This window comes from Gracilibacillus sp. Marseille-QA3620, assembly GCF_054950035.1.
This window is the reverse complement of record NZ_CM143102.1, coordinates 3810688-3831764: the sequence shown is the minus strand read 5'-3', so window position 1 is coordinate 3831764 and position 21077 is coordinate 3810688. Positions and strand designations below refer to the sequence as shown.

20 protein-coding genes and 1 riboswitch are annotated in these 21077 nt (G+C 43.8%); of the genes, 10 read left to right on the top strand and 10 right to left on the bottom strand.

The window, feature by feature from the left end:
• Positions 1-270: 270 nt before the first annotated feature.
• Positions 271-359: riboswitch (cyclic di-GMP riboswitch) on the top strand.
• Positions 360-404: 45 nt separating this feature from the next.
• Positions 405-539, top strand: coding sequence for an anti-repressor SinI family protein (locus ACY8DX_RS19305; protein ID WP_156185532.1), 135 nt, complete (start codon positions 405-407; stop codon positions 537-539).
• 56 nt (positions 540-595) lie between these two features.
• On the opposite strand, the gene ACY8DX_RS19300 is transcribed toward ACY8DX_RS19305, so the two are convergent.
• Positions 596-922 (bottom strand): helix-turn-helix domain-containing protein, encoded by a 327-nt coding sequence (locus ACY8DX_RS19300; protein ID WP_049669462.1) that lies wholly within the window; start codon positions 920-922, stop codon positions 596-598.
• Between the two features lie 533 nt (positions 923-1455).
• Between ACY8DX_RS19300 and ACY8DX_RS19295 the strand changes: the two genes are divergently transcribed.
• A protein-coding gene (locus tag ACY8DX_RS19295; protein ID WP_462405853.1) for an IS3 family transposase occupies positions 1456-2789 on the top strand; the annotation gives its coding sequence in 2 pieces (ribosomal slippage) (positions 1456-1837 and positions 1837-2789; 1335 coding nt in all).
• 125 nt (positions 2790-2914) lie between these two features.
• On the opposite strand, the gene mnhG is transcribed toward ACY8DX_RS19295, so the two are convergent.
• The 7 genes from mnhG to ACY8DX_RS19260 form a co-directional block, all read right to left on the bottom strand.
• On the bottom strand, positions 2915-3268 hold the full coding sequence (gene mnhG, locus ACY8DX_RS19290; protein WP_439802504.1) for a monovalent cation/H(+) antiporter subunit G: 354 nt from the start codon (positions 3266-3268) through the stop codon (positions 2915-2917).
• Entirely contained in the window at positions 3246-3530 is a 285-nt protein-coding gene (locus ACY8DX_RS19285; protein WP_049669464.1) for a Na(+)/H(+) antiporter subunit F1, read from the bottom strand. The genes mnhG and ACY8DX_RS19285 overlap by 23 nt, the downstream gene beginning before the upstream one ends.
• Positions 3530-4006, bottom strand: coding sequence for a Na+/H+ antiporter subunit E (locus tag ACY8DX_RS19280; protein ID WP_049669465.1), 477 nt, complete (start codon positions 4004-4006; stop codon positions 3530-3532). The genes ACY8DX_RS19285 and ACY8DX_RS19280 overlap by 1 nt, the downstream gene beginning before the upstream one ends.
• Positions 4007-4170: 164 nt before the next feature.
• Positions 4171-5649, bottom strand: a complete 1479-nt coding sequence (locus tag ACY8DX_RS19275; RefSeq protein WP_462405852.1) for a Na+/H+ antiporter subunit D — start codon at positions 5647-5649, stop codon at positions 4171-4173.
• Positions 5642-5980: a Na(+)/H(+) antiporter subunit C gene (locus ACY8DX_RS19270; protein WP_462405851.1), complete on the bottom strand. Its 339-nt coding sequence runs from the start codon at positions 5978-5980 to the stop codon at positions 5642-5644. Before ACY8DX_RS19270 ends, ACY8DX_RS19275 begins: the two co-directional genes overlap by 8 nt.
• Before the next feature lie 2 nt (positions 5981-5982).
• Entirely contained in the window at positions 5983-6405 is a 423-nt protein-coding gene (locus ACY8DX_RS19265; protein WP_049669468.1) for a Na(+)/H(+) antiporter subunit B, read from the bottom strand.
• On the bottom strand, positions 6402-8801 hold the full coding sequence (locus ACY8DX_RS19260) for a Na+/H+ antiporter subunit A (RefSeq protein WP_462405850.1): 2400 nt from the start codon (positions 8799-8801) through the stop codon (positions 6402-6404). The genes ACY8DX_RS19265 and ACY8DX_RS19260 overlap by 4 nt, the downstream gene beginning before the upstream one ends.
• A 185-nt stretch (positions 8802-8986) precedes the next feature.
• Here ACY8DX_RS19260 and ACY8DX_RS19255 point away from each other — a divergent pair, with 185 nt between their 5' ends.
• Complete coding sequence (locus tag ACY8DX_RS19255) at positions 8987-9637, top strand: universal stress protein (RefSeq protein ID WP_462405849.1); 651 nt, start codon at positions 8987-8989, stop codon at positions 9635-9637.
• Between the two features lie 65 nt (positions 9638-9702).
• On the opposite strand, the gene ACY8DX_RS19250 is transcribed toward ACY8DX_RS19255, so the two are convergent.
• The gene (locus ACY8DX_RS19250; RefSeq protein ID WP_049669470.1) at positions 9703-10266 is read right to left on the bottom strand and encodes a site-specific integrase; all 564 of its coding nucleotides are present in this window, start codon (positions 10264-10266) and stop codon (positions 9703-9705) included.
• A 273-nt stretch (positions 10267-10539) separates the two neighbouring features.
• Positions 10540-12480, bottom strand: a complete 1941-nt coding sequence (locus ACY8DX_RS19245) for a glycoside hydrolase family 15 protein (protein ID WP_439802502.1) — start codon at positions 12478-12480, stop codon at positions 10540-10542.
• A 517-nt stretch (positions 12481-12997) separates the two neighbouring features.
• Here ACY8DX_RS19245 and srtB point away from each other — a divergent pair.
• From srtB to ACY8DX_RS19210, 7 genes are all read left to right on the top strand, one after another.
• Positions 12998-13735, top strand: a complete 738-nt coding sequence (gene srtB / locus ACY8DX_RS19240) for a class B sortase (RefSeq protein ID WP_462405848.1) — start codon at positions 12998-13000, stop codon at positions 13733-13735.
• Between the two features lie 79 nt (positions 13736-13814).
• Positions 13815-14048 carry a CsbA family protein gene (locus ACY8DX_RS19235; protein ID WP_049669473.1) on the top strand — a complete coding sequence of 78 codons (234 nt, stop codon included), beginning with the start codon at positions 13815-13817 and terminating at the stop codon, positions 14046-14048.
• A gap of 206 nt (positions 14049-14254) precedes the next feature.
• The gene (uvrB, locus tag ACY8DX_RS19230) at positions 14255-16234 is read left to right on the top strand and encodes an excinuclease ABC subunit UvrB (RefSeq protein WP_439802500.1); all 1980 of its coding nucleotides are present in this window, start codon (positions 14255-14257) and stop codon (positions 16232-16234) included.
• Positions 16235-16241: 7 nt separating this feature from the next.
• Positions 16242-19109, top strand: coding sequence for an excinuclease ABC subunit UvrA (uvrA, locus tag ACY8DX_RS19225; RefSeq protein WP_439802499.1), 2868 nt, complete (start codon positions 16242-16244; stop codon positions 19107-19109).
• Positions 19110-19370: 261 nt separating this feature from the next.
• On the top strand, positions 19371-20474 hold the full coding sequence (locus ACY8DX_RS19220; RefSeq protein ID WP_049669476.1) for a DUF4097 family beta strand repeat-containing protein: 1104 nt from the start codon (positions 19371-19373) through the stop codon (positions 20472-20474).
• 42 nt (positions 20475-20516) lie between these two features.
• Complete coding sequence (locus ACY8DX_RS19215) at positions 20517-20726, top strand: PspC domain-containing protein (RefSeq protein WP_462405847.1); 210 nt, start codon at positions 20517-20519, stop codon at positions 20724-20726.
• Positions 20723-21061, top strand: a complete 339-nt coding sequence (locus ACY8DX_RS19210) for a phage holin family protein (protein ID WP_049669478.1) — start codon at positions 20723-20725, stop codon at positions 21059-21061. Before ACY8DX_RS19215 ends, ACY8DX_RS19210 begins: the two co-directional genes overlap by 4 nt.
• The last annotated feature ends 16 nt before the right edge of the window (positions 21062-21077 follow it).

The window sequence follows — 21077 nt, the reverse complement described above, 5'->3', positions numbered from 1 at the left end:
GAAAAAGATATACAGAGAGGGAGGTGAATAATTCGATGCGGGAAAACAATTGTTTAGTATTTTTCGTGCCACTGCGAAAAATAAATCAAAAAGTTTAGCTAATAAGAATGAAAGTTTGACATTTTAAACTTAACTTAAGGGAGATTTATACGGGAAATGCTTATGTTTTGTAGAAATTTGAAGGAAAAAAGACTGATGATACAAGTTTGAGAGTTACAAATAACGGCAAATAAAATGGTACATCCCGTTTATACTTGGATTAGTACCTAATTATTGAAAGGGCAAACTCATGGAAAAATGAGAACGCAAAGTTTCAGGTCTAAAGTAGTGTAAACTGCCACGATGGCTGAACTGCCTGAGATACCAAATGTATTTTAGGAGGGAAGGGATAGGCGATGTTACTAATGTATAAATTGGAGTTAGATGGGGAATGGGTAGACTTGATGTTAGCTGCCCGCGAACTCGGATTAAGTAAGGAGGAAATAAGAGAGTTTCTAAAAACGAATCAAATGCCTGAGACTATCAAAGCTTCGACATAAAAAAACACTCACCATTGAATTGGCGAGTGACTGTTTTTTTTCTGACGATTATTGTCTTATTTATCGGTATTACTTAGCTTCCATTTATTGAATTCAATGAATTCCCGGAATTGATCCTTAGAAACACCTGATTCCATTGCTTCTTTGACGAGATTCGCCCAATCCTGGTCCAGCGGATAGTCTTTTGGAGTATCGTGTAAGAGAACATCCAATGGAACATTAAGGACGGATGCAATCTTTTCAAGGAATTGAATGGAAGGATTCGTCTGTATGTTTCTTTCCAATGAACTCAAATAAGATTTTGCGACGCCTGCTTTCTCTGCAAGCTCAGTCATGGATAATTTCTTTTCCGTTCTTAATCTTTTGACACGATCACCAATCATCTTGCAAATTCCTTCCTGAACAGTATATTTAGAAAGTAATTAGTTCTAATTCATATTATAATAATAACATCCTTTATATTCAAATACCTATAGCCTTTTATCCTATATTACATGTTAATTGCGTTTCATTGATTACAGGTTATTGGCCGAAACAATTCTAATGAACTACATAATGTGCCAGAAAGGTGAAATATGTTAGAAGGAACAAGTCATTAGAACTAGAATAGGCGTGAAAAAAGGGCATATATCCCGTGGGCATCAATATGGTGAGAGAAGAGAGAGAAAAAGACAGCTAATTTGGGTCTTTTCTCCGTTTCTATGAACATACCATTATGGAAGTATATAATATTTATTTTTGCAGTAAGCTGGGGAAAGAGGACAGTTAGCATCCATAAGGGGAAGTAGACCGATTCAAAAAAAAGGATAACCGCTTAAATAATAAAATGTACCCTATCAGATAGACACTTTGAAAAAAGTCCATCTGATGGGGTACTTTGTTTATAATGAGAAAAAAGATGTCGGAGCGGATTGAAATGACTAAAAGATTATTGACCCAAAAAGAACAAGAACTATTAAAGAAAAATACCTATGTGAAAGCAGTGAGTGATAAAGCCATTACTTATACAGATGAATTCAAACGTCATTTTATTGCGGAAAATGAGAAAGGTAAATTCCCGCGAGAAATATTCGAAGAGGCTGGTTTGAATGTTGATTTAATCGGTATTGACCGTGTCAGAACTGCCGGAAAACGTTGGCGGGCAGCCTATCGCAAAGCAGGTGTAGGCGGTTTACAGGATACACGTATAACCAATTCTGGAAGACCTTCAAATCGAGAATTAACGCTAGAGGAGAAGATTAGACGGTTAGAAGCGAAAAATCGTTTACTTGAGGCAGAGAATGAACTATTAAAAAAGCTCGATCTACTCGAAAGGCAGATGTTGAAGAAGAAATAAAAATCACCTCAAAATGGAAGTTCGAACTAATCAAGCATACGATGGAGAAATACAACTTGAAGCGCATGGTGAGCTATTTATGCGACATCATGGGGGTATCTCGTTCAGGTTACTATAACTACTTTCTAGAAAAATCAGCCCAAAAGCGCACGGCTAAAGATGAGGCGGATGAAAGAGTAAAAGAATGGATTCTTAAGGCTTATCATTACCGCAGACGTAAAAAGGGAGCACGTCAAATTAAAATGACGCTTCAAAACCAGTATCAAATCACTTACAACCTGAAACGCATTCGCCGCATCATGAAGAAATTCGGGATCATTTGTCCCATTCGAAAAGCGAATCCCTATCGACGGATGGTCAAGGCAACAAAGGAACATCGCACATGTCCGAATACCTTACAACGCAACTTTAAACAAGGAGTGGCAGGAAAGGTCCTGTTAACCGATATCACGTACCTATCTTACAAGAAAGGAAAACGTGCCTATTTATCAACGGTCAAGGACGCGGAGACCAATGAAATTCTCGCCTATGAAGTATCTGATTCCCTTCACCTTGATATTGCCTTAAATACCATACGAAAGTTGAAACGAATCCATCATCATTTAGCAGAAGATGCCTTTATCCATTCAGATCAAGGGTTTCATTATACGAATCCAACATTCCAGGCATTAGTGAAGAAAATGGGACTAGGCCAATCGATGTCACGGCGAGGAAACTGTTGGGACAATGCCCCACAGGAATCCTTTTTTGGTCATTTGAAAGATGAATCAAACATCAAGGAATGCGAAACATTGGAACAAGTAAAACAAGAAATTAAGCGTTATATGATTTACTACAATCATTATCGAGGGCAATGGAATTTAAAAAAGCTGCCGCCTGCAAAATACAGACAGCAGCTTCAACAAGTTGCCTAGGCTTTTTCAAAATGTCCTTTACAAGGGGTACACTTTATAAGTCGGACGGCTCTTATTCAGCCGGATAAAAAACGCCCCATGAAAGGCAGATTGTGTTTGCCTTTTATGGGGCTATTTTTATGTCCTTATTCAGTCTTCATATATTTTTTTAAGTCATCGCGTACAGTCCGGTCGGCAAGCTTTACGTTTGAGCGATAGGCTGCCCGGCAGATGATATGGCCTGCAACTGGAGCGGTCAAAAATACAAAGAATATTCCAAGAAGCAGCCGGATACTAAAGTAACCTTCGTCGATCCAAAAAAACATGAATGCTCCTAGAAGAATGAACAGCACTCCGAGTGTTGTGCTTTTCGAAGCGGCATGGGAGCGTGTATAGACATCTGGAAGCCTAATCAGTCCGACACCGCTTAGAAGAGTTAAGACTGTCCCTAAAAGGATAAAGCCGCCTGCAATCCACTCACTGATCATTTCCGCGTTCAATGACAACACCCCTTTCTATGAATCTAGCAAATGCAATGGTCCCAATGAAAGAAAGGATACCAAGCAGTAATATGATGTCCAAGAAAGCGTGCGATCTGAATAGTACGGACAAAATAGCCACACCTGAAATTAAGTGAATCCCGATTGAATCCAGTGCCATAACCCGGTCTGGCATGGATGGGCCTTTAAATAGGCGATAGATGGAAATCAGAATGGATAATGTCAGAATGAACAGTGCTAAAGTCAAAACGATTTCAAACATTATCGTGTAACCTCCTTAATCGCCTTTTCAAAGCTCGTTTTTGCCTGGATGATTGATTTTTTTGATTCCTCCATATCCATGGCGTGAATGAAGAATGTCTTATTGTCTGGGGAAATCTCAAGCACGACCGAGCCTGGCGTCAGCGATAATAATAGAGCCAATAGCGGTATCTCCCATTCCCCGCTCAAATCTGTTTTGACGGCAAACACTCCTGGCTGAACGTCTATTTTTCTGCGTGTAACCTGTCTAAGGACAAGCACGGTAGAAGATACGAGCTCTCTTAGGAATACATACAGCAGCTTCAATATGGAGAAAAATGTACCTAAATAGAAGGATGTACTGAAGAAACGACGCATGAAAAACAAAATGACAATTCCCACTAGATACCCGGCAAAGAACGAAGGGAAACTCCATTTATCCTGCAAAAGCATCCATAAGAAACCAATGAATATATTCAGTAAAACTTGAACGGGCACAACGGACCACCCCTTTTTTATGGCTAGGTTAATCTTACATATTGATTTTCGTTACAGTCGATTACTTTCTGCTGCTCCTGCCGAAGTCAAGCGCCTGTAACGTTGATCAACGATTCTTTACTATCAACATTTAACTTTAAAAGTTTTATTTTATCGGTTGGCTATTATTCTCCTAAAACGGCATCGATATATAAGTCAGGGTTCATTAAGCCTTCAGCGGCCAATTGGATATAGGCTGAGATTGATTCTCCTCCCAATCCGAGAAAGATCGTTACAGCCGTTAAAAGTGTAATCGGTACAATAATTCCCCTTGTTGTCCCTTTCTCCATGTCTTCACTTAGGTTTGTTTCACCCCAGAAGGCGTTCATGAAGATTTTCATGACAGAATAAAGTACCAACAAGCTTGATATTAATCCAATTGCCCCAAGCCAATATTCTCCGGCCTCAAAGGTGCCCTTTGTGATCAGCAGCTTTCCGAGGAAACCGCTGAACGGCGGAATGCCGGCGAGTGCCAAGGATGCGATAAAGAACATCCAGCCAAGAAAGGGGTGTGTCCGGATCAAACCGCTGATTTCCTTTAAATTAGCGGTGCCGGTGAGATAAATAATGGTCCCCCCAATTAGGAAAATCAACGCTTTTACATTAATGTCATGCACCAGATAAAAAACCGATCCCGTGATACTGCCTGTTGTAAAAGCAGCCAGCCCGGCCATGATTAAGCCAACCGAGATGATTACATTGTAAGTCAGAATCCCTTCTATATCCCATCTGGAGACCGCGCCGATGACTCCGAGCAGCATCGTCGCCGCCCCAAGAATGCCAATCAGCAGGTGGGTAATTTCCGGTTGATGATAAAAGATCAATGTAAATATACGGAAAATGGCATAAATTCCGACCTTGGTGAGTAAAGCTGCAAAGATTGCTGCCACTGCTGTAGGAGGAACGCTATAGGAACCAGGCAGCCAGTAAAACAACAGGAGCCCGGCCTTCAAGCTGAAGACCATGAGCAGTAGAATGGCAACGGTCGTCATCAGTCCGCTTTGGCCTGCTTCTGCTACACGGACAGATAGATGTGCCATATTCAGCGTGCCTGTTACAGCGTATAGGTAGGCAACAGCCACAAGGAAGAAGAAGGATGACATGACATTAATCAAAATATATTTAATCGATTCCCTGAGCTGCTTTTTCTCTCCGCCGAGTGTAATCAGCGCATAGGAGGAGATTAGCATCAATTCAAAGAAAACGAACAGATTGAAGATGTCACCGGTCAAAAAGGATCCGTTTACTCCGCTGATCATGAACAGGAACAATGGATAGAAGAAGTTTTCCTCTCGTAATCTCCCGATTGTGTAGAAGGCATAAAATAGACAACAGAAGGACACGAATGCCGTTATGATTAACAGGATGACCGCAAACATATCGGCGACAAGGCTGATTCCATAGGGAGCAGTCCATCCCCCTGCCTGCAGAACCTGTATCCCGTCTTCCTTTATTTTTAAAGCCATCATCACAGCAACGGTGAAGGTAGCTAGAATGGCGAATAGGGCAATGAATCTTTGCATATATAATTTTTTTCTGAATATGACCAAGATCAATCCCGCGATAAGCGGAATAATGATTGGCAGAACGACTAGATTATTCATCTTCATTTCCCCTTAATTGATCCATATCATCCGTTTCCAAGACCCGGTAACTACGATAGGCAACCACCAGGAAAAGACCCGTAATAGCAAAGTTAATGACAATTGCGGTCAGGATAAGTGCCTGCGGCAGTCCATCCGTAAAGGAGGTATTATTCAGACCCAGCAGCGGGGGACCTCCAGTCTTCAACCCTCCCATTGTCAGAATCAGAAGGTTGACGGCATGGCCGATTACGGACGTGCCGAGTATGATTCTTAGCAGGCTTTTAGATAAGACCATGTATGTTCCGATTGCGAAGAAGACTCCTACAAGTATAGACATGACTGTTTCCATTGTTATCGATCCTCGCTTATACTCAGGATGATTGTCACGGCTGAACCAATGACTGCTAAAGCGACACCAGTATCAAAGATGAGCGCGGTGGCTAATTCGGTTTTGCCCAGGATAGGAAGCTCAAAATAACCGAATGTTTGAGAAAGAAAGGGAGCGTCGAACAGAAAGGAACCGGCACCTGTAAGAACAGCAATCAGTACACCAATTGCGGCCACTGTTTTAAAGTCTACAGGAATAAGTTTATTGACGGTTTCCGTTCCAAGTGTCAAATACATAAGTACAAGAGCACTGGAAATTCCTAAGCCCCCAATGAATCCTCCTCCAGGATTGTGGTGCCCAGAGAAGAACAAATCAATGGAAAAGGTGAGGATGATCAGAACAGCGACTTTTGTGACAGCCGATAATAAAATATCATTAGGCTTCATTTTCTATCCCTCCCTGTAACATTGACCTTAATTAATGTAAATACAGCCAATCCAGCAATACAGAGGACGGCCACTTCGACCATCGTATCAAGCCCCCTGAAGTCGACCAACGTCGCGTTCACAATGTTTTTCGCCCCGGCAAGCGCATAGGAATCCTCAAAGTATCCAGAGATGGTGTCGAACAAACGAGTTCCATTGGCGGAAAGGGCCAGAAGGGTGACGGTCAAACCGACTCCGACTGAAATCAGCATATTCGTTATTTTGAAGCGGACTTTGCTGATTTCCTTGCGAAGCTCTGGCAAATGATAGAAGCATAGCAGGAATAAAGCGACCGTTACCGTTTCAACAACCAATTGTGTCAGCGCTAAATCCGGCGCCTGGAAAATAACGAATAGAATGGACACAAGATACCCCAGGGCTCCAACAGCGATAATGGATGTCAGCCTGTGCTGGGAAAAGAGCGCAATCAAAGCGGCTATGACCATGCCAATGACCATCACGGCCTCATAAATACTCACCGGTGAATCTTTGGACATATCAAAGGCAAAGCCATTGAACAGCCATAGGGAACCGCCAACGATAAAGATGAAGAATGAAAAAATATAAGCGAGGTAATCGCGTGTATAGCCAGTCATATACTTCTTCGTTATCTTGGCGGATAGTGATTCCATAAACTGCAGTGACTCGTTGTATAGGCTGTTAAATGTTAGACCTTGCGGGTACCAGCTGAATATCTTGATCCATTTCGGGAGCAGCTTGTATAGCAAGAAGCCGAATAGTACGACTCCAATCGTCATCCATAACTCAATGTTAAAACCATGCCATGCAGAAATCTCTTTACCCAATCCACCTGCTGCCGCATAGTCCGGCAGGATGGCTATGAATGCAGGGTCCAAAATGTATTTGGCCAATACGTTAGGGAAAAAGAAGATTAGCACGACGAACATCGCCAATAAAGCTGGCGGAATCAGCATGCCGATAGGCGGTTCATGCGTGGCTTTTGACAGCATTTCCGGTTTGTGTTCTCCCGCGAACGTCTTAAAGACCATGATCATACAGTAGACGAACGTCAGGACACTTGCTGCCCAAGCGACAACCGGGAAGATTACGCCGAATGTTCCCATCCCGAAAATATCCATCCCTGATGCATTCACCACACCGGTAAAGAACATTTCTTTACTCAAAAATCCATTGAATGGAGGTAAACCTGCCATTGAGAAACTGCCAATCATCGTAATCGTAAAGGAAATCGGCATGAGGCTCATTAACCCGCCCAATCTTTGCAGATTCCGGGTACCTGTCTCATGGTCAATAATTCCGACCACCATGAACAGACTTCCTTTGAAGGTGGAATGATTAACTAAATGGAAGACAGCGGCCATAATGGCTATCGCATATACCTTCGATTCATCGCCGTAGCCAAAATAAATGGCAGCAGACCCGAGTCCGAGAAGACTCATGATCAAGCCGAGCTGACTGATGGTCGAATAAGCGAGCAGAGCCTTCAAATCCCTCTGCCGCACCGCATTCCAGGATCCGTATAATAAGGTCACGATACCAATTAAGGATACGGTCCAGAACCAAACGGCCTGACCGCCGAACACGGGTGTCAACCTCGCAACTAAATAGATACCAGCTTTAACCATTGTTGCTGAATGCAGATAAGCACTGATGGGTGTCGGTGCTTCCATCGCATCAGGCAGCCAGAAACTAAATGGGAACTGAGCTGATTTCGTGAAAGCTCCCAATAAGATTAAGATCATCGCTGGCAAAAACAGGGTATGCTCAGGTAAAGAGCCAGCTTTGGAAATCATTTCACGGATGCTGTATGTATCCGTGATGAGGGAAAGGAGCAAAAGCCCGGCCAGCATAGATAAACCGCCGGAAATGGTGATCAGCATGGACTTTTGTGCCCCGTCTCTCGATTTTCGCCGCTGGTACCAATAGGCAATTAACAGGAAAGAAGAAATGCTCGTCAGCTCCCAGAACACGTACAAAACGATAACATTGTCCGAGAAAACGACTCCTAGCATGGCTCCCATAAACAACATGAGATAGACATAAAAGTTATGAAGCTCCTCACGCTGCCTGGACAGGTAGAAAATTGAATACAGAATAACGAGCGAGCCGATACCTGTGATCAGTAAACCGAATAGAAGGGATAATCCATCGACATAGGTCGTGAAATTAAGCCCAAACGCTGGCAGCCATTTGATTTCGCTGGTTAATGTGTTGCCAGATGTAGTAATTGGGATATACTGTAATAAGAAGATGAGGATAATAGCTGGAAGAAAAAGAACAAACCAGCCGATATGAAGCTTTTTGTTGAATAAACGATGGAGGAAAGGTATTAGAACCGCAAAGATAAACGGTAATAAAATCATCCAATTAATCATGTCCTCCCGCTCCCTTCATCATAGAGTAATGGTGCAGATATACAAAAGCTGCAATTATTTCGTTAAACCTTGTTATATTTGAAATATTGCAACTCTTTTATGTAATAATAATTGACTGAAAAACCTGCATGGGCTATATTCGTTATAGTCTAATGACCTACCATCTATTTAGAGGTGAACTTTTAATGAAAAAATGCAAAAGCCGAATGGACGAAAGCATCCTTGTATGTGTCTATTACGGCCCCAACGGTGATCGCTTAATTCAGCGCGGCAGTAAAATTGCCAATATGCTGGATTGTCCTCTGTACATCTTGACAGTGGACCCAAGTCCTTTTGATGAACTAGACGCTGAGAAATCCGAAAGTATCGAGAGATGGCGTCAGCTCGCCGAGGAATTGGAAGCTGAGGAATTTATTTTGAAAGATAATGAGAAACGGCCATTCGCAAAGGTGATAGCGGATGTTGCGCGTGAAAAACAAATTTCACAGATCATCCTTGGTCAAACAGCGCAAAGCCGCTGGGAACAGATTGCTAAAGGTTCGATTATAAATACTTTGCTGCGAGACATTCCATTTGTTGACCTTCATATTGTATCCGTCGCCCGGGCATTAAAGGATGACCCAGACGGCCTTTATGAAAAAGGTGTGCGCGCCTACCTCGAAAAAGAAGGCGATCAGTATCGGATAAGCTTCGAGCATACAAAAGAAAGTGAATTTGAAGGGATTTTCTTCAAAGAAATCGGCACTGATTTCAACACCGGTATCTTTAAATTCATGAAAAACAACCAAACGCTGCAAGTGACTGTGACTGATGACTATGTCAAAGAACGCTTATGATGGAGACCTCCACAAATTTATGTGGGGGTTTTTTCTTTCTTAAGAATGAAGCGTCTGTTCTAGCCTTATAGATTTACATCCACTTTAACCGGCAGCTTTTCATTTTTGTCGATTCCTAAATACCGTAATGTTTCACCAGGACTATGGTGATGATAAATATTCATGAGAATCGATATGGCAATCCCTTTCCGATAGGCGTGATAACCAAATGTCTTCCGCAGCGTATGGGTTCCAATCTTCCCGGGTATACCCGCTTCCTTCGCCGCACAGTTAATGATCCGGTATGCCTGCTGTCTGGAAATTGGCTGCTGATTTTTCTTCGATTTAAATAAGTAATCATCTGGAGAGAAATCAAAGGTATCTAAATAATGCTTTGCGGCATCCCTCACATTTTGGTTAAGGTAAAAAGCCCTTTCCTCTGAAGTCTTTGCGTCCTTAATATAAAGGAACTCCTTGAATTTCCCATCTTCCCAAATATCACCCACCCGTAACGAGAGCAGCTCGCTGACACGGAGACCGGTATTTATTCCAAAAACAAATAACAGCAAATCACGCAAGGACTGTTTTTTAAGAATTCTTTTTATGGCAGCAATCTTGCGGATATCCTTTATGGGATCAACGTATTCCAAGGATGTACCTCCTAACTATAATGTTACTTAATTGTGATGTTATCAAAAATTAAGTAACATTACAAATATAGTGACTTGTCATATTTTTTTAATTTTAATATATCAATTTAGCTGCTTTATTCAGGTGAGGAGATTCGGATTTACATGCTTGTCGCGGGCTGGGCCTTGCACATCGTTTATCATGAGCGATCAATTAATTTAGCCATATACAAAAAAGCCCCTTAAGAGGCAGGCGTAAATCTGTCTCTTAAGGGGCAAGCGGAGAATGCGGCTTTATACTTCAATTCCTCTCTCCTTAAACTCAAGTACAGTAAGAATGAACATGGCATGGGACCAGGTGAGCGGAAGAACCCAGGCAGGACGTCCAGTTACCTTATCAATCTGTTCAGCTAGCAAGCCAAGTTCGGTTGCATGGTCCACGACCCAATTATAAAGCTTCTTCGCCTCAAGCTGCTGATTGATTCGTGCATAATAAATGGCCAGCCATAGAGTTGCGATAATCCAAGGGTCACCACTTATATAAATGTCTCCAGGGAATCGTTCAATTCCTCCGATAATCTTGGAGCGGCAAAGCCTGTCAATTGTTGCGGCTGTCTGCTTCATTTTCGGATCATCAGCCTCAATCATATTGAAGGGAACCTGAAGGCCGAGTAAGCAGATATCGATTACATCATCACGGATTTGCCGGTACACTGGATATCCCTTGCGATCATATTCCATCGCAACATCCTTGCCCTGTGCTTTTTTATTCTGATAAGCTGGCTCATCTAGGCGCAGATGGAAGGCGCGAAAGAAGGAGCCGCTCGTCGCATTATAGCCGATTTGCAGGATTGTTTTCTTCATGGCCTCGGCTGTCTTAACATAAAGCTGTGCTTTATCGGCAAAGCCTTGCTTAGCAGCAAATTCAGCTGCGCCCATCAGCCCGCCATAAACTGCAGCCGCAGAATAGAAATGCTCAGCCTCCCGTTTCTCCCAGATATCCATGCTTGGGAGCGGAAGGTGAGTGACAGGATCAATGAATCTAGTTAAGAAATCCGCTCCCTTTTCAACGGTCGGCCACATTTCCTCGATAAAGGAATCATCCTTTGTAAGAGAATAGAATTGGTGCATCCCCCAAAGGATGGAGCCAGTTTCATCAATTTGCAGCCCCCAGGACGGTGCCAAATAGCCATCTAAATAATGGCGGTGCTCCCAAGAGCCGTTGTCCTCCTGTAAGGAGCAGGCAAAGCGGAAAAAGTGGCGCACGCGCTCATGGTAGCCGGCTCTGGCATAGGCTGTTGCCGTATAGGCAGCATCTCTTCCCCAGCAATAAGCATAGCCGCCAGAGTAGGCATACTCCTCATCCACCTCTGGAGCCGCAATGAATCCCCCGTTCCTATTATTCATGAGATGGAACATTAAGAGGGAACGCTCATACAAATGTTTGCCTCGTTCATCTTTAAACTCAACTGGATTTGCTTCCTTCAAGTACTGATGCCAATACTCGACCGTTTGATTGTACAGCTCATCAAAGGTAGAGTGCTTCGCTTGTCTTAAATTCTTTAAGGCTTCTTTGCCTCCCATGCCGGCTGCGATGTAAAGCGTGATGGAATGCTCCCCGTTAGCCGGGATATGAATGGGACCGTATTCAATTCCGGCAGAAGAGCGATTAGCAATGCGTTTTCCAGGGAGATAACCATCATTGGTTTCCTTAAAGGTAGCTCCGCACTGATATTTCTTCACAGGCGTGTCTGAACCAATCGCGAATCCATATTCGCGGTGGTAGTGGACAAAGCTGTCGGTCGCCTCATCAAACATAACCGTTTGATAACGGCGTTTCTCATCAATCATGAAATCGCTATAGACAACAAAGTCAAGATTTTGCGGATAATCAGAGATATTTCGGAATGTGAAGTGGCGGATGTACACATCCTGATCGGGGACAACAAAGTCAAGCTGCCTGATACTCAAGCCAACTTCTCCGAGGGTTGAAACCGTTTCTAATATATTAGTGCCGCTAATGTAGGCCTGCTGATGCTTCCATACATTATCGTGCAGGAAAAACGTCTTGATGGATCCTTCTATTCCACGGATGCCTGTGTAAAACAAATTTAAATGCTGAGGAAAGTCAATATTCGGCCATGTGATACGTTGAGCCTGCCCGTCCTTTGTTAATGAGACGAGCATACTTGAATTTCCGATAATCGCTTCCGTAATATACGGCTTCTTTTCCATACTTATCCCCCTCTATGTTGAAACACACAGTACATCAGTTTATCGTTACAAAGATTACCATGTCAACTAATAAACAGATTAATTAGAAAAGTGAGTTAATGAGTTACCAATCCTCTTTAAGTATGAAAATCATATAAAGATGATAGGTGAAATGCGAGAATGCGCTGCCGATTATAATACCCGTTTGGATGGCAGATAAACGTGCTGGACAGAAATGGATAGAAAAAGAGGGTGAGAGCTTCTATATTGAAAGGAACTATTAAGGATCATGTTAATAGTAGAATACCGCCAGTTAACGTTTCAGGCGGTTGACTCCTTCAGGACTAGCGACAGGGGTGAGCCCGCAGATGCATAGAGCACTTGAGGATGCTCCCTGCAACAAAAATCAACATTTTTTAAATGAACAGAGCCGTTTAAGAAGAAGCTGCGTTTAAATTCATTGATAAGCTTTTGGACAAAGTGGTAAGTAAGTATGATAATTTTATTATATTAATATAACTTAAAGGAGTGTAAATTCATGAAGAAGCCAAAGAGAACTCTACTTATTTTCATTATAAAGAGTATTTTACTAGCTGCTTTTTTATTCTCAGGATATATTCTTTGTGACTATCTGATTGAGCTGTATCAGCTGAAAAACACACAAGGCGCAATGGCCGATATTTATGATCAATCGGTAGCAAAGGAGAGCGATGCTGGAGAACAGGAATTTACACTCGAACACCTTCAAGAAGTTAATGAGGACATTGTCGGCTGGATATCCATTGAAGGAACCTCGATTCATTATCCTGTTGCGCAGGCAGATGATAATGAATATTACTTAACACATTCCGTTTATAAGGAGGAATCCTCTGCTGGAACCATCTTTATGGATTATCGGAATTGTCCTGCGCCATTAGGGAGCCATACGGTGCTTTATGGTCATAATATGAGGAATGGAACCATGTTCCGTGATTTGACTTCCTATAAGAAGGAAGCTTTTTGCAAGGAGAATCCGTATGTGACGTACAGCAATAAGGACGGTATCAGTAAATGGGAAGTATTCTCGGCTTATGTGACAGGTGCGGATGATAATTATATAGAAACGGATTTCCGTTCAGAGGGTGAATTTGGACAATTCCTCGAAAGGATTTCCGCGAAATCTCTCTATCATACAGGCTGCCAGGTGGAGCGGACAGATAAAGTAATAACTCTATCAACCTGCAGCTATGAGTTTGATGATGCAAGAATGGTTGTGCATGCGAAATTGATTGAGTAGAAATGTAATTTATTTGTAGGTGTGGGAAAACATTGTATAATAGAAGGAGTGATTGTGCACGAACGAAAGGAGTGCTTTGATGAAGATATTAGCAGCCTTGCTGGCACCCGGTCTATTGGTTGTGCTGTTTTCAAGGGTTACATACAGCTATGTTGTTGGGTTGCTGTTGACGGTAGCCTTGATTGCCGCATCAGCTTATCGGGGGTTTACATCTTCCTGGCCTCTGATTATTGTAGATGCGTTCTCACTTACCGCTGGTTTCTGGTATTCAAAACGGATGATTGAACGGAATCGTGCCGCTAAAAGTGCGTGAATAATCGTAAGAGTCTTTCCTTCTGGAAGACTCTTTTCTTGCATTATTGGGCATAAATGAAGAATGATGGATACGCTGTTATATAAATACGAATGCTTGTTCGCTTTCCGGTGGTTTCTAACTAGGCTATTGTGGTAAACTATTCATACTAATAGATTGTTGTGGCGGACGCAGCCTCGCCAAGTTCAATGAAGGGGGCATATGGAGTGAAGAGAGAATTTGAGCTGGTTTCCAAGTATTCACCAGAGGGAGATCAACCGGAGGCAATCAAGAAACTTGTCAAGGGCATTAATGACGGAGTGAAGCATCAAACCCTCCTTGGTGCAACGGGAACCGGGAAGACATTTACGGTCTCCAATGTCATTAAAGAGGTTAATAAACCGACCTTAATTATTGCCCATAATAAGACACTCGCTGGACAGTTATACAGCGAGTTTAAGGAGTTTTTCCCGAATAATGCTGTCGAATATTTTGTCAGCTACTATGATTATTATCAGCCAGAGGCCTATGTCCCGCAGACAGATACCTTCATTGAGAAGGATGCGAGCATTAATGATGAGATTGATAAGCTGCGCCACTCGGCGACCTCGGCTCTTTTTGAACGGAATGATGTCATCATTATTGCCAGTGTTTCCTGCATCTATGGACTCGGTTCTCCGGAGGAATACAGGGAGATGGTCGTCTCCATAAGAAGCGGCATGGAGCTTGAACGGAATCAGCTGCTGCGCAGGCTGGTTGATATCCAATATGAACGAAATGATTTGAACTTCCACCGTGGAACATTCCGGGTAAGGGGAGATGTGGTAGAAATTTTCCCAGCCTCCAAGGATGAACACTGCATACGCATTGAATTCTTCGGTGATGAAATCGAACGGATTCGCGAGGTGGATGCCCTTACCGGAGAGATTCTTGGCGAACGTGAGCATGTCGCTATATTCCCGGCATCCCACTTCGTTACACGTGAGGAGAAGATGCGCATCGCTATTGAAAATATTGAGAAGGAACTCGAGGAGCAGCTTGCCCATTTCCGTGAGGAAGGGAAGCTTCTTGAGGCTCAGCGGCTGGAACAGAGAACAAGGTATGACCTGGAGATGATGCGTGAAATGGGCTTTTGCTCCGGTATTGAGAACTACTCGCGTCATTTGACCCTGCGTCCTGCAGGCTCGACACCATATACCTTGCTCGATTACTTCCCGGACGATTTCCTGATGGTCATTGATGAATCCCATGTGACAATTCCGCAAATCAGAGGAATGTTCAATGGGGACCGGGCTAGAAAAGAAGTACTTGTGAACCATGGGTTCCGTCTGCCTTCTGCTATGGATAACCGCCCTCTGCATTTCAAGGAATTTGAAGAGCATATCAATCAGATCGTTTATGTATCTGCTACCCCTGGACCATATGAGGAGGAGCATTCACCAGGTGTGATCGAGCAGATAATCCGTCCAACTGGTCTTCTGGACCCGAATGTTGATGTCCGTCCGATTGAAGGACAGATTGATGATCTGCTTGGTGAGATTAATGACCGCATTGCGAAGAATGAGCGGGTACTTGTGACAACATTGACGAAGAAGATGTCTGAGGACTTGACCGATTATTTGAAGGAGCTAGGCGTGAAGGTTCAGTACCTTCATTCGGAGATTAAAACACTCGAACGGATTGAGATCATCCGCGATCTCCGCCTCGGTAAATATGATGTGCTTATCGGCATCAATCTGCTCAGGGAGGGACTTGATATACCGGAAGTCTCCCTTGTTGCGATATTGGATGCGGATAAGGAAGGATTCCTGCGTTCTGAGCGTTCGCTTATCCAAACGATTGGGCGGGCGGCGCGTAATGCAAACGGTCATGTCATCATGTATGCGGACCGGATGACGAATTCCATGGAGATTGCCATCTCAGAGACGAAGCGGAGAAGGGCGATTCAGGAAGCCTATAATATTGAGCATGGCATTACACCGAAGACAATCCAGAAGGATATTCGGGATGTTATACGTGCCACGCAGGCAGCAGAAGCAGGGGAAGAGGAGCGTACGGCAAAACAATATGAGAACCTGTCTAAGAAAGATCGCCAGCAGGTTATCGCCCGTATGGAGAAAGAGATGAAGGATGCAGCCCGCGCCCTGGACTTTGAGCGTGCGGCTGAGCTTAGGGACTTGATATTAGAGCTGAAAGTGGAAGGATGAACAAAGGATGGCATTAGATAAAATCATTGTTAAAGGAGCAAGGGAGAATAATCTGAAGGATATCGATGTGACGATTCCGCGTGACCAATTGGTTGTTTTGACAGGACTCTCCGGCTCCGGTAAATCATCGCTCGCCTTTGATACGATTTATGCGGAAGGTCAGCGGCGCTATGTGGAGTCTTTGTCCGCTTATGCGCGGCAATTCCTTGGTCAAATGGATAAACCGGATGTGGACAGCATTGAAGGGCTGTCCCCTTCTATCTCCATTGACCAGAAAACGACGAGCCGCAACCCTCGTTCAACGGTGGCGACTGTAACGGAAATTTATGATTATATGAGGCTTTTGTATGCCCGGGTCGGAAAACCAATCTGTCCGAAGCATGGAATTGAAATTACCTCCCAAACCATTGAGCAGATGGTGGACCGAATATTAGAGTATCCGGAGCGGACGAAAATTCAGGTGCTTGCTCCTGCGGTGACAGGCAGAAAAGGGACTCATGCCAAGCTTCTTGAGGATATTAAGAAGCAAGGGTATGTAAGGGTCCGCATAGATAATGAAATGTATGATTTGGACGATAATATTGAGCTTAATAAGAATAAAACCCACTCTATCGAAGTGGTCATTGACCGGATAGTCGTGAAGGAGGGCATAGCATCACGACTATCTGATTCCCTTGAGTCAGCGCTTGCCATCGGACATGGGAAAGTCATGATTGATGTCATCGGCCAAGAGGAGCTTCTCTTCAGCGAACATCATTCCTGTCCATATTGCGGTTTCTCCATTGGTGAGCTGGAGCCGCGTATTTTCTCCTTTAATAGTCCATTCGGTGCTTGCCCGACCTGCGATGGACTTGGATATAAGCTGAAGGTTGACCGAGATGCGGTCATTCCAGATCCGGAATTGACGCTGCGCCAGCATGCGATTGCTCCTTGGCAGCCAACGAGCTCACAATATTATCCGAAGCTGCTTGAGTGTATTGCTGACCATTATGGCATTGATATGGATGTGCCGGTTTCTCAGCTAAGAGAGGATCAATTAGATAAGATTCTGTATGGTTCAGACGGAGAGAAAATTCATTTCCGCTATGAGAATGATTTCGGCCAAATTCGTGAGAATGATGTGGAGTTTGAAGGGGTGCTGAATAATGTGGAGCGCCGCTATAGGGAAACGACTTCAGATTATATCCGTGACCAGATGGAGAAATATATGGCCGAGCAGAAATGCCCGACGTGTAAAGGATACCGCTTGAAGAAAGAAAGCATGGCTGTTCTGGTAGACGGACGTCATATCGGCCAGGTGACTGAGCTTTCCATTCAGGATGCTTATAAATTCTTCGATGGCTTAAAGCTGTCAGATAAGGATATGAGCATCGGCCGATCTATTTTCCGAGAAATCAAAGAGCGGCTTGGGTTCCTCAATAATGTGGGGCTTGAATATTTAACACTGAGCAGGGCAGCCGGCACGCTTTCCGGCGGAGAAGCCCAGCGAATCCGCCTGGCTACTCAGATCGGATCCCGCTTGACGGGTGTTCTTTATATTCTGGACGAACCGTCTATCGGGCTTCATCAGCGTGACAATGATCGATTGATTGAGGCGCTGCGCAGCATGCGGGATATCGGGAACACGCTTATCGTTGTCGAGCATGATGAGGATACGATGCTTGCAGCTGATTACTTAATTGATGTTGGTCCTGGTGCCGGCTCACATGGTGGGCAAATTGTTGCTGCAGGTACCCCGGAGGAGGTCATGAAGAATCCGAATTCCTTAACCGGGCAATATCTATCAGGAGAGAAGTTCATTCCGCTTCCGCATGAACGCAGGCAAGGAAATGGGCAGAAGATTGAGATACGCGGAGCACGCGAGAATAATCTTCGCAATATCAATGTCTCCTTCCCGCTTGGAACATTTGTCGCGGTAACCGGTGTATCAGGCTCAGGTAAAAGTACGCTTGTGAATGGAATTCTTCATAAGGCATTGGCGCATAAGCTGCACCGAGCCAAGGCGAAGCCAGGCCTTCATAAGGAGATAAGAGGGATTGAGGCGCTTGAGAAGGTTATTGATATCGACCAATCTCCAATCGGCCGGACACCGCGCTCTAACCCGGCTACCTATACAGGGGTGTTTGATGATATTCGTGATGTATTTGCCTCCACGAATGAGGCGAAGGTGCGAGGCTATCAAAAGGGCCGCTTCAGCTTTAATGTAAAGGGCGGACGTTGTGAGGCCTGCCGTGGGGACGGTATTATCAAAATAGAGATGCATTTCCTGCCGGATGTTTATGTACCTTGTGAGGTTTGTCATGGCAAACGGTACAACCGTGAAACATTAGAGGTCACCTATAAAGGGAAGAGTATTTCTGATATCCTGGATATGACGGTCGATGAGGCCCTTCAATTCTTTGAAAACCTTCCGAAGATCAAGCGGAAGATTCAAACCATCCATGATGTGGGACTCGGATATATTAAGCTCGGGCAGCCGGCTACAACCTTATCTGGGGGAGAAGCCCAGCGGGTGAAATTAGCAAGTGAGCTTCATAGGCGCTCAAACGGACGTTCGCTCTATATTCTGGATGAGCCGACGACAGGGCTGCATGTGGAGGATATTTCCCATCTGCTGAAAGTATTGCAGAGACTCGTTGATAATGGGGATACTGTGCTGGTTATTGAGCATAACTTGGATGTCATCAAGGCAGCTGATTACTTGATTGACCTTGGTCCTGAGGGCGGCGAAAAGGGCGGAACCATTCTTGCATCCGGCACGCCTGAGCATATTGCAGAGACTCCAGAATCCTATACGGGTCAATATTTGAAGCCTATTCTTGAACGCGACCGCAAGCGGATGGAGGAAAGGCTGACGCAGAAGGCAGGTCAGTAACCAGACTTTGTTGGCCGGCTAATGGTCACCATGCACCATGATAAGAATACGGATGATTGCGTAAAGGAAAGGCGCGGGTATCAATTATGGGACGAATCGTCAGGTGATTGCTGCCCGTGCCTCTCTTTTCCTTGAAAATAGGCATTTGTGGAAACCTTTCTTGTTGTTAATCGTACATGTTAGAAGGAACAGTTTACGCATACACATAACGTCATAAATTTTTGCATAGGTTTAAACCATGTTATAAGGGAGATGACTGATATGAATGATGAAAAAAAACGAATTCTGGAAATGGTGAAGGAAGGCCTTTTAAATGCGGATGAGGCATTGCTTCTGCTCGAACAATTAGACAAGAAAGAAAAGCTCATCCAAGAAGAAAGCCAGCAAGAATCGAGAGAGCTTGCAACGACTGCGCAGCCTGAAGGTGAGAAGAGACAAGAGCAGCAAACGAAGAAGTCTGTCTCAACGATGGACCGTATCTTGGGCGTTGTAGATGATGTCGTGAAGAAAATTAAAGATATCGATTTTGACTGGAATTTCGGATCCAGCATAGAGATTGACCACTTATACCACCAGGAAGCAAAGCCTTTCCAAATCATTGATATTGATGTAGCTAATGGAGAGGTGTCTATCATTCCGTGGGATCAGAATGTGGTGGATATTGAATGCAAGGCGAAGGTATATCGAGCTGAAACAACAACAGAAGCGAGGGAGAAGCTTCAAAACCAAATCGTGAATAAGATTGAGAATGGCAAGCTGAAGTTCATGCTTCAAGACCGTGCCATTAAATTAAAAGCGGTTATTAAGGTGCCGAACAGTCAATATCAGGAGCTTCGGGTCCGCTTGTTCAACGGAAGCATCAATGGAGAAAATCTTAAGGTTGATGAGATTAAGACGAAGACAGCGAACGGAACCATCTCCTTCCGTGACTTCCATACACGTGAGGCTGAATTTGAGACGGTTAACGGTTCTATTAAGCTGAATTCCTTTGATGCAGGTGAGCTGGAAATCGATACGATGAATGGATCTATTCAGGTGGATGGCGCATTCCGCACTGCCGATGTTCAAACCATTAATGGGAGTATTCAGTGCAAGCAAACAGGCCAATACGGAGAAACCCTTCGTGCTAAGGCGCAGGCAGGAAGCATTAATTTGCAAATCCCGCAAGGCATTAGCTGTGACGGTGAGTTAAAGTCGAATCTTGGCAGTTTCAATCTTGACTTGAAGGGTATTCAAGTTATTGAAGAGAAGAATGACATTGTTCAAAAGATGCTTCGCTTCCAATCAACGGTGGAAGAACAGCATTCCATGCATGTGTTTGCCGAATCCAAGGCAGGAAGCATTAAAGTAAAGCATACGCTTTAAAAAGTTATGCGTATGATTTAAAGGAGTTGTGAGAACAACTATATGAAGAAGAAGCTTATGAGAACCAATTACTCCGATAAGGTTTTATTGGGAGTATTAGGCGGGATTAGCCGGTATTTCGGCATTAAGCCGATTATTCTGCGTGTACTATTCGTTATCGGTTTAATTCCGACCAGTTTTCTGTTAATCATCCCTTATACAATACTTAGTTACATTATGCCGAGGGAGCGCGTGGAGGAGGATCGCAAATGAAATGGGTTTTGAAAATACTCGTCAATGCAGCGGTTTTCGTTTTATTGATGCAAGTATTTGAAGGTGTGCATGTTTCCGGATTTGGAACAGCGATTATCGCGGCAATCGTCTTGTCCATTTGTAATGTCATTGTCAAACCGATTGTTACCGTCTTGACGCTGCCGATTACGATTGTGACATTGGGCATTTTCTTGCTCTTTATCAATACGATTGTGCTCAGCATTGTCGATGCCATGATGGGCAGTGCTTTTCAAATCGATGGATTTTGGTTGACCTTCCTTGTTTCGGTGATTTTATCCTTCGTGAATACCATCATGGAAAGCGTGACGGATTAAGAAAGAAAGGCCTGAA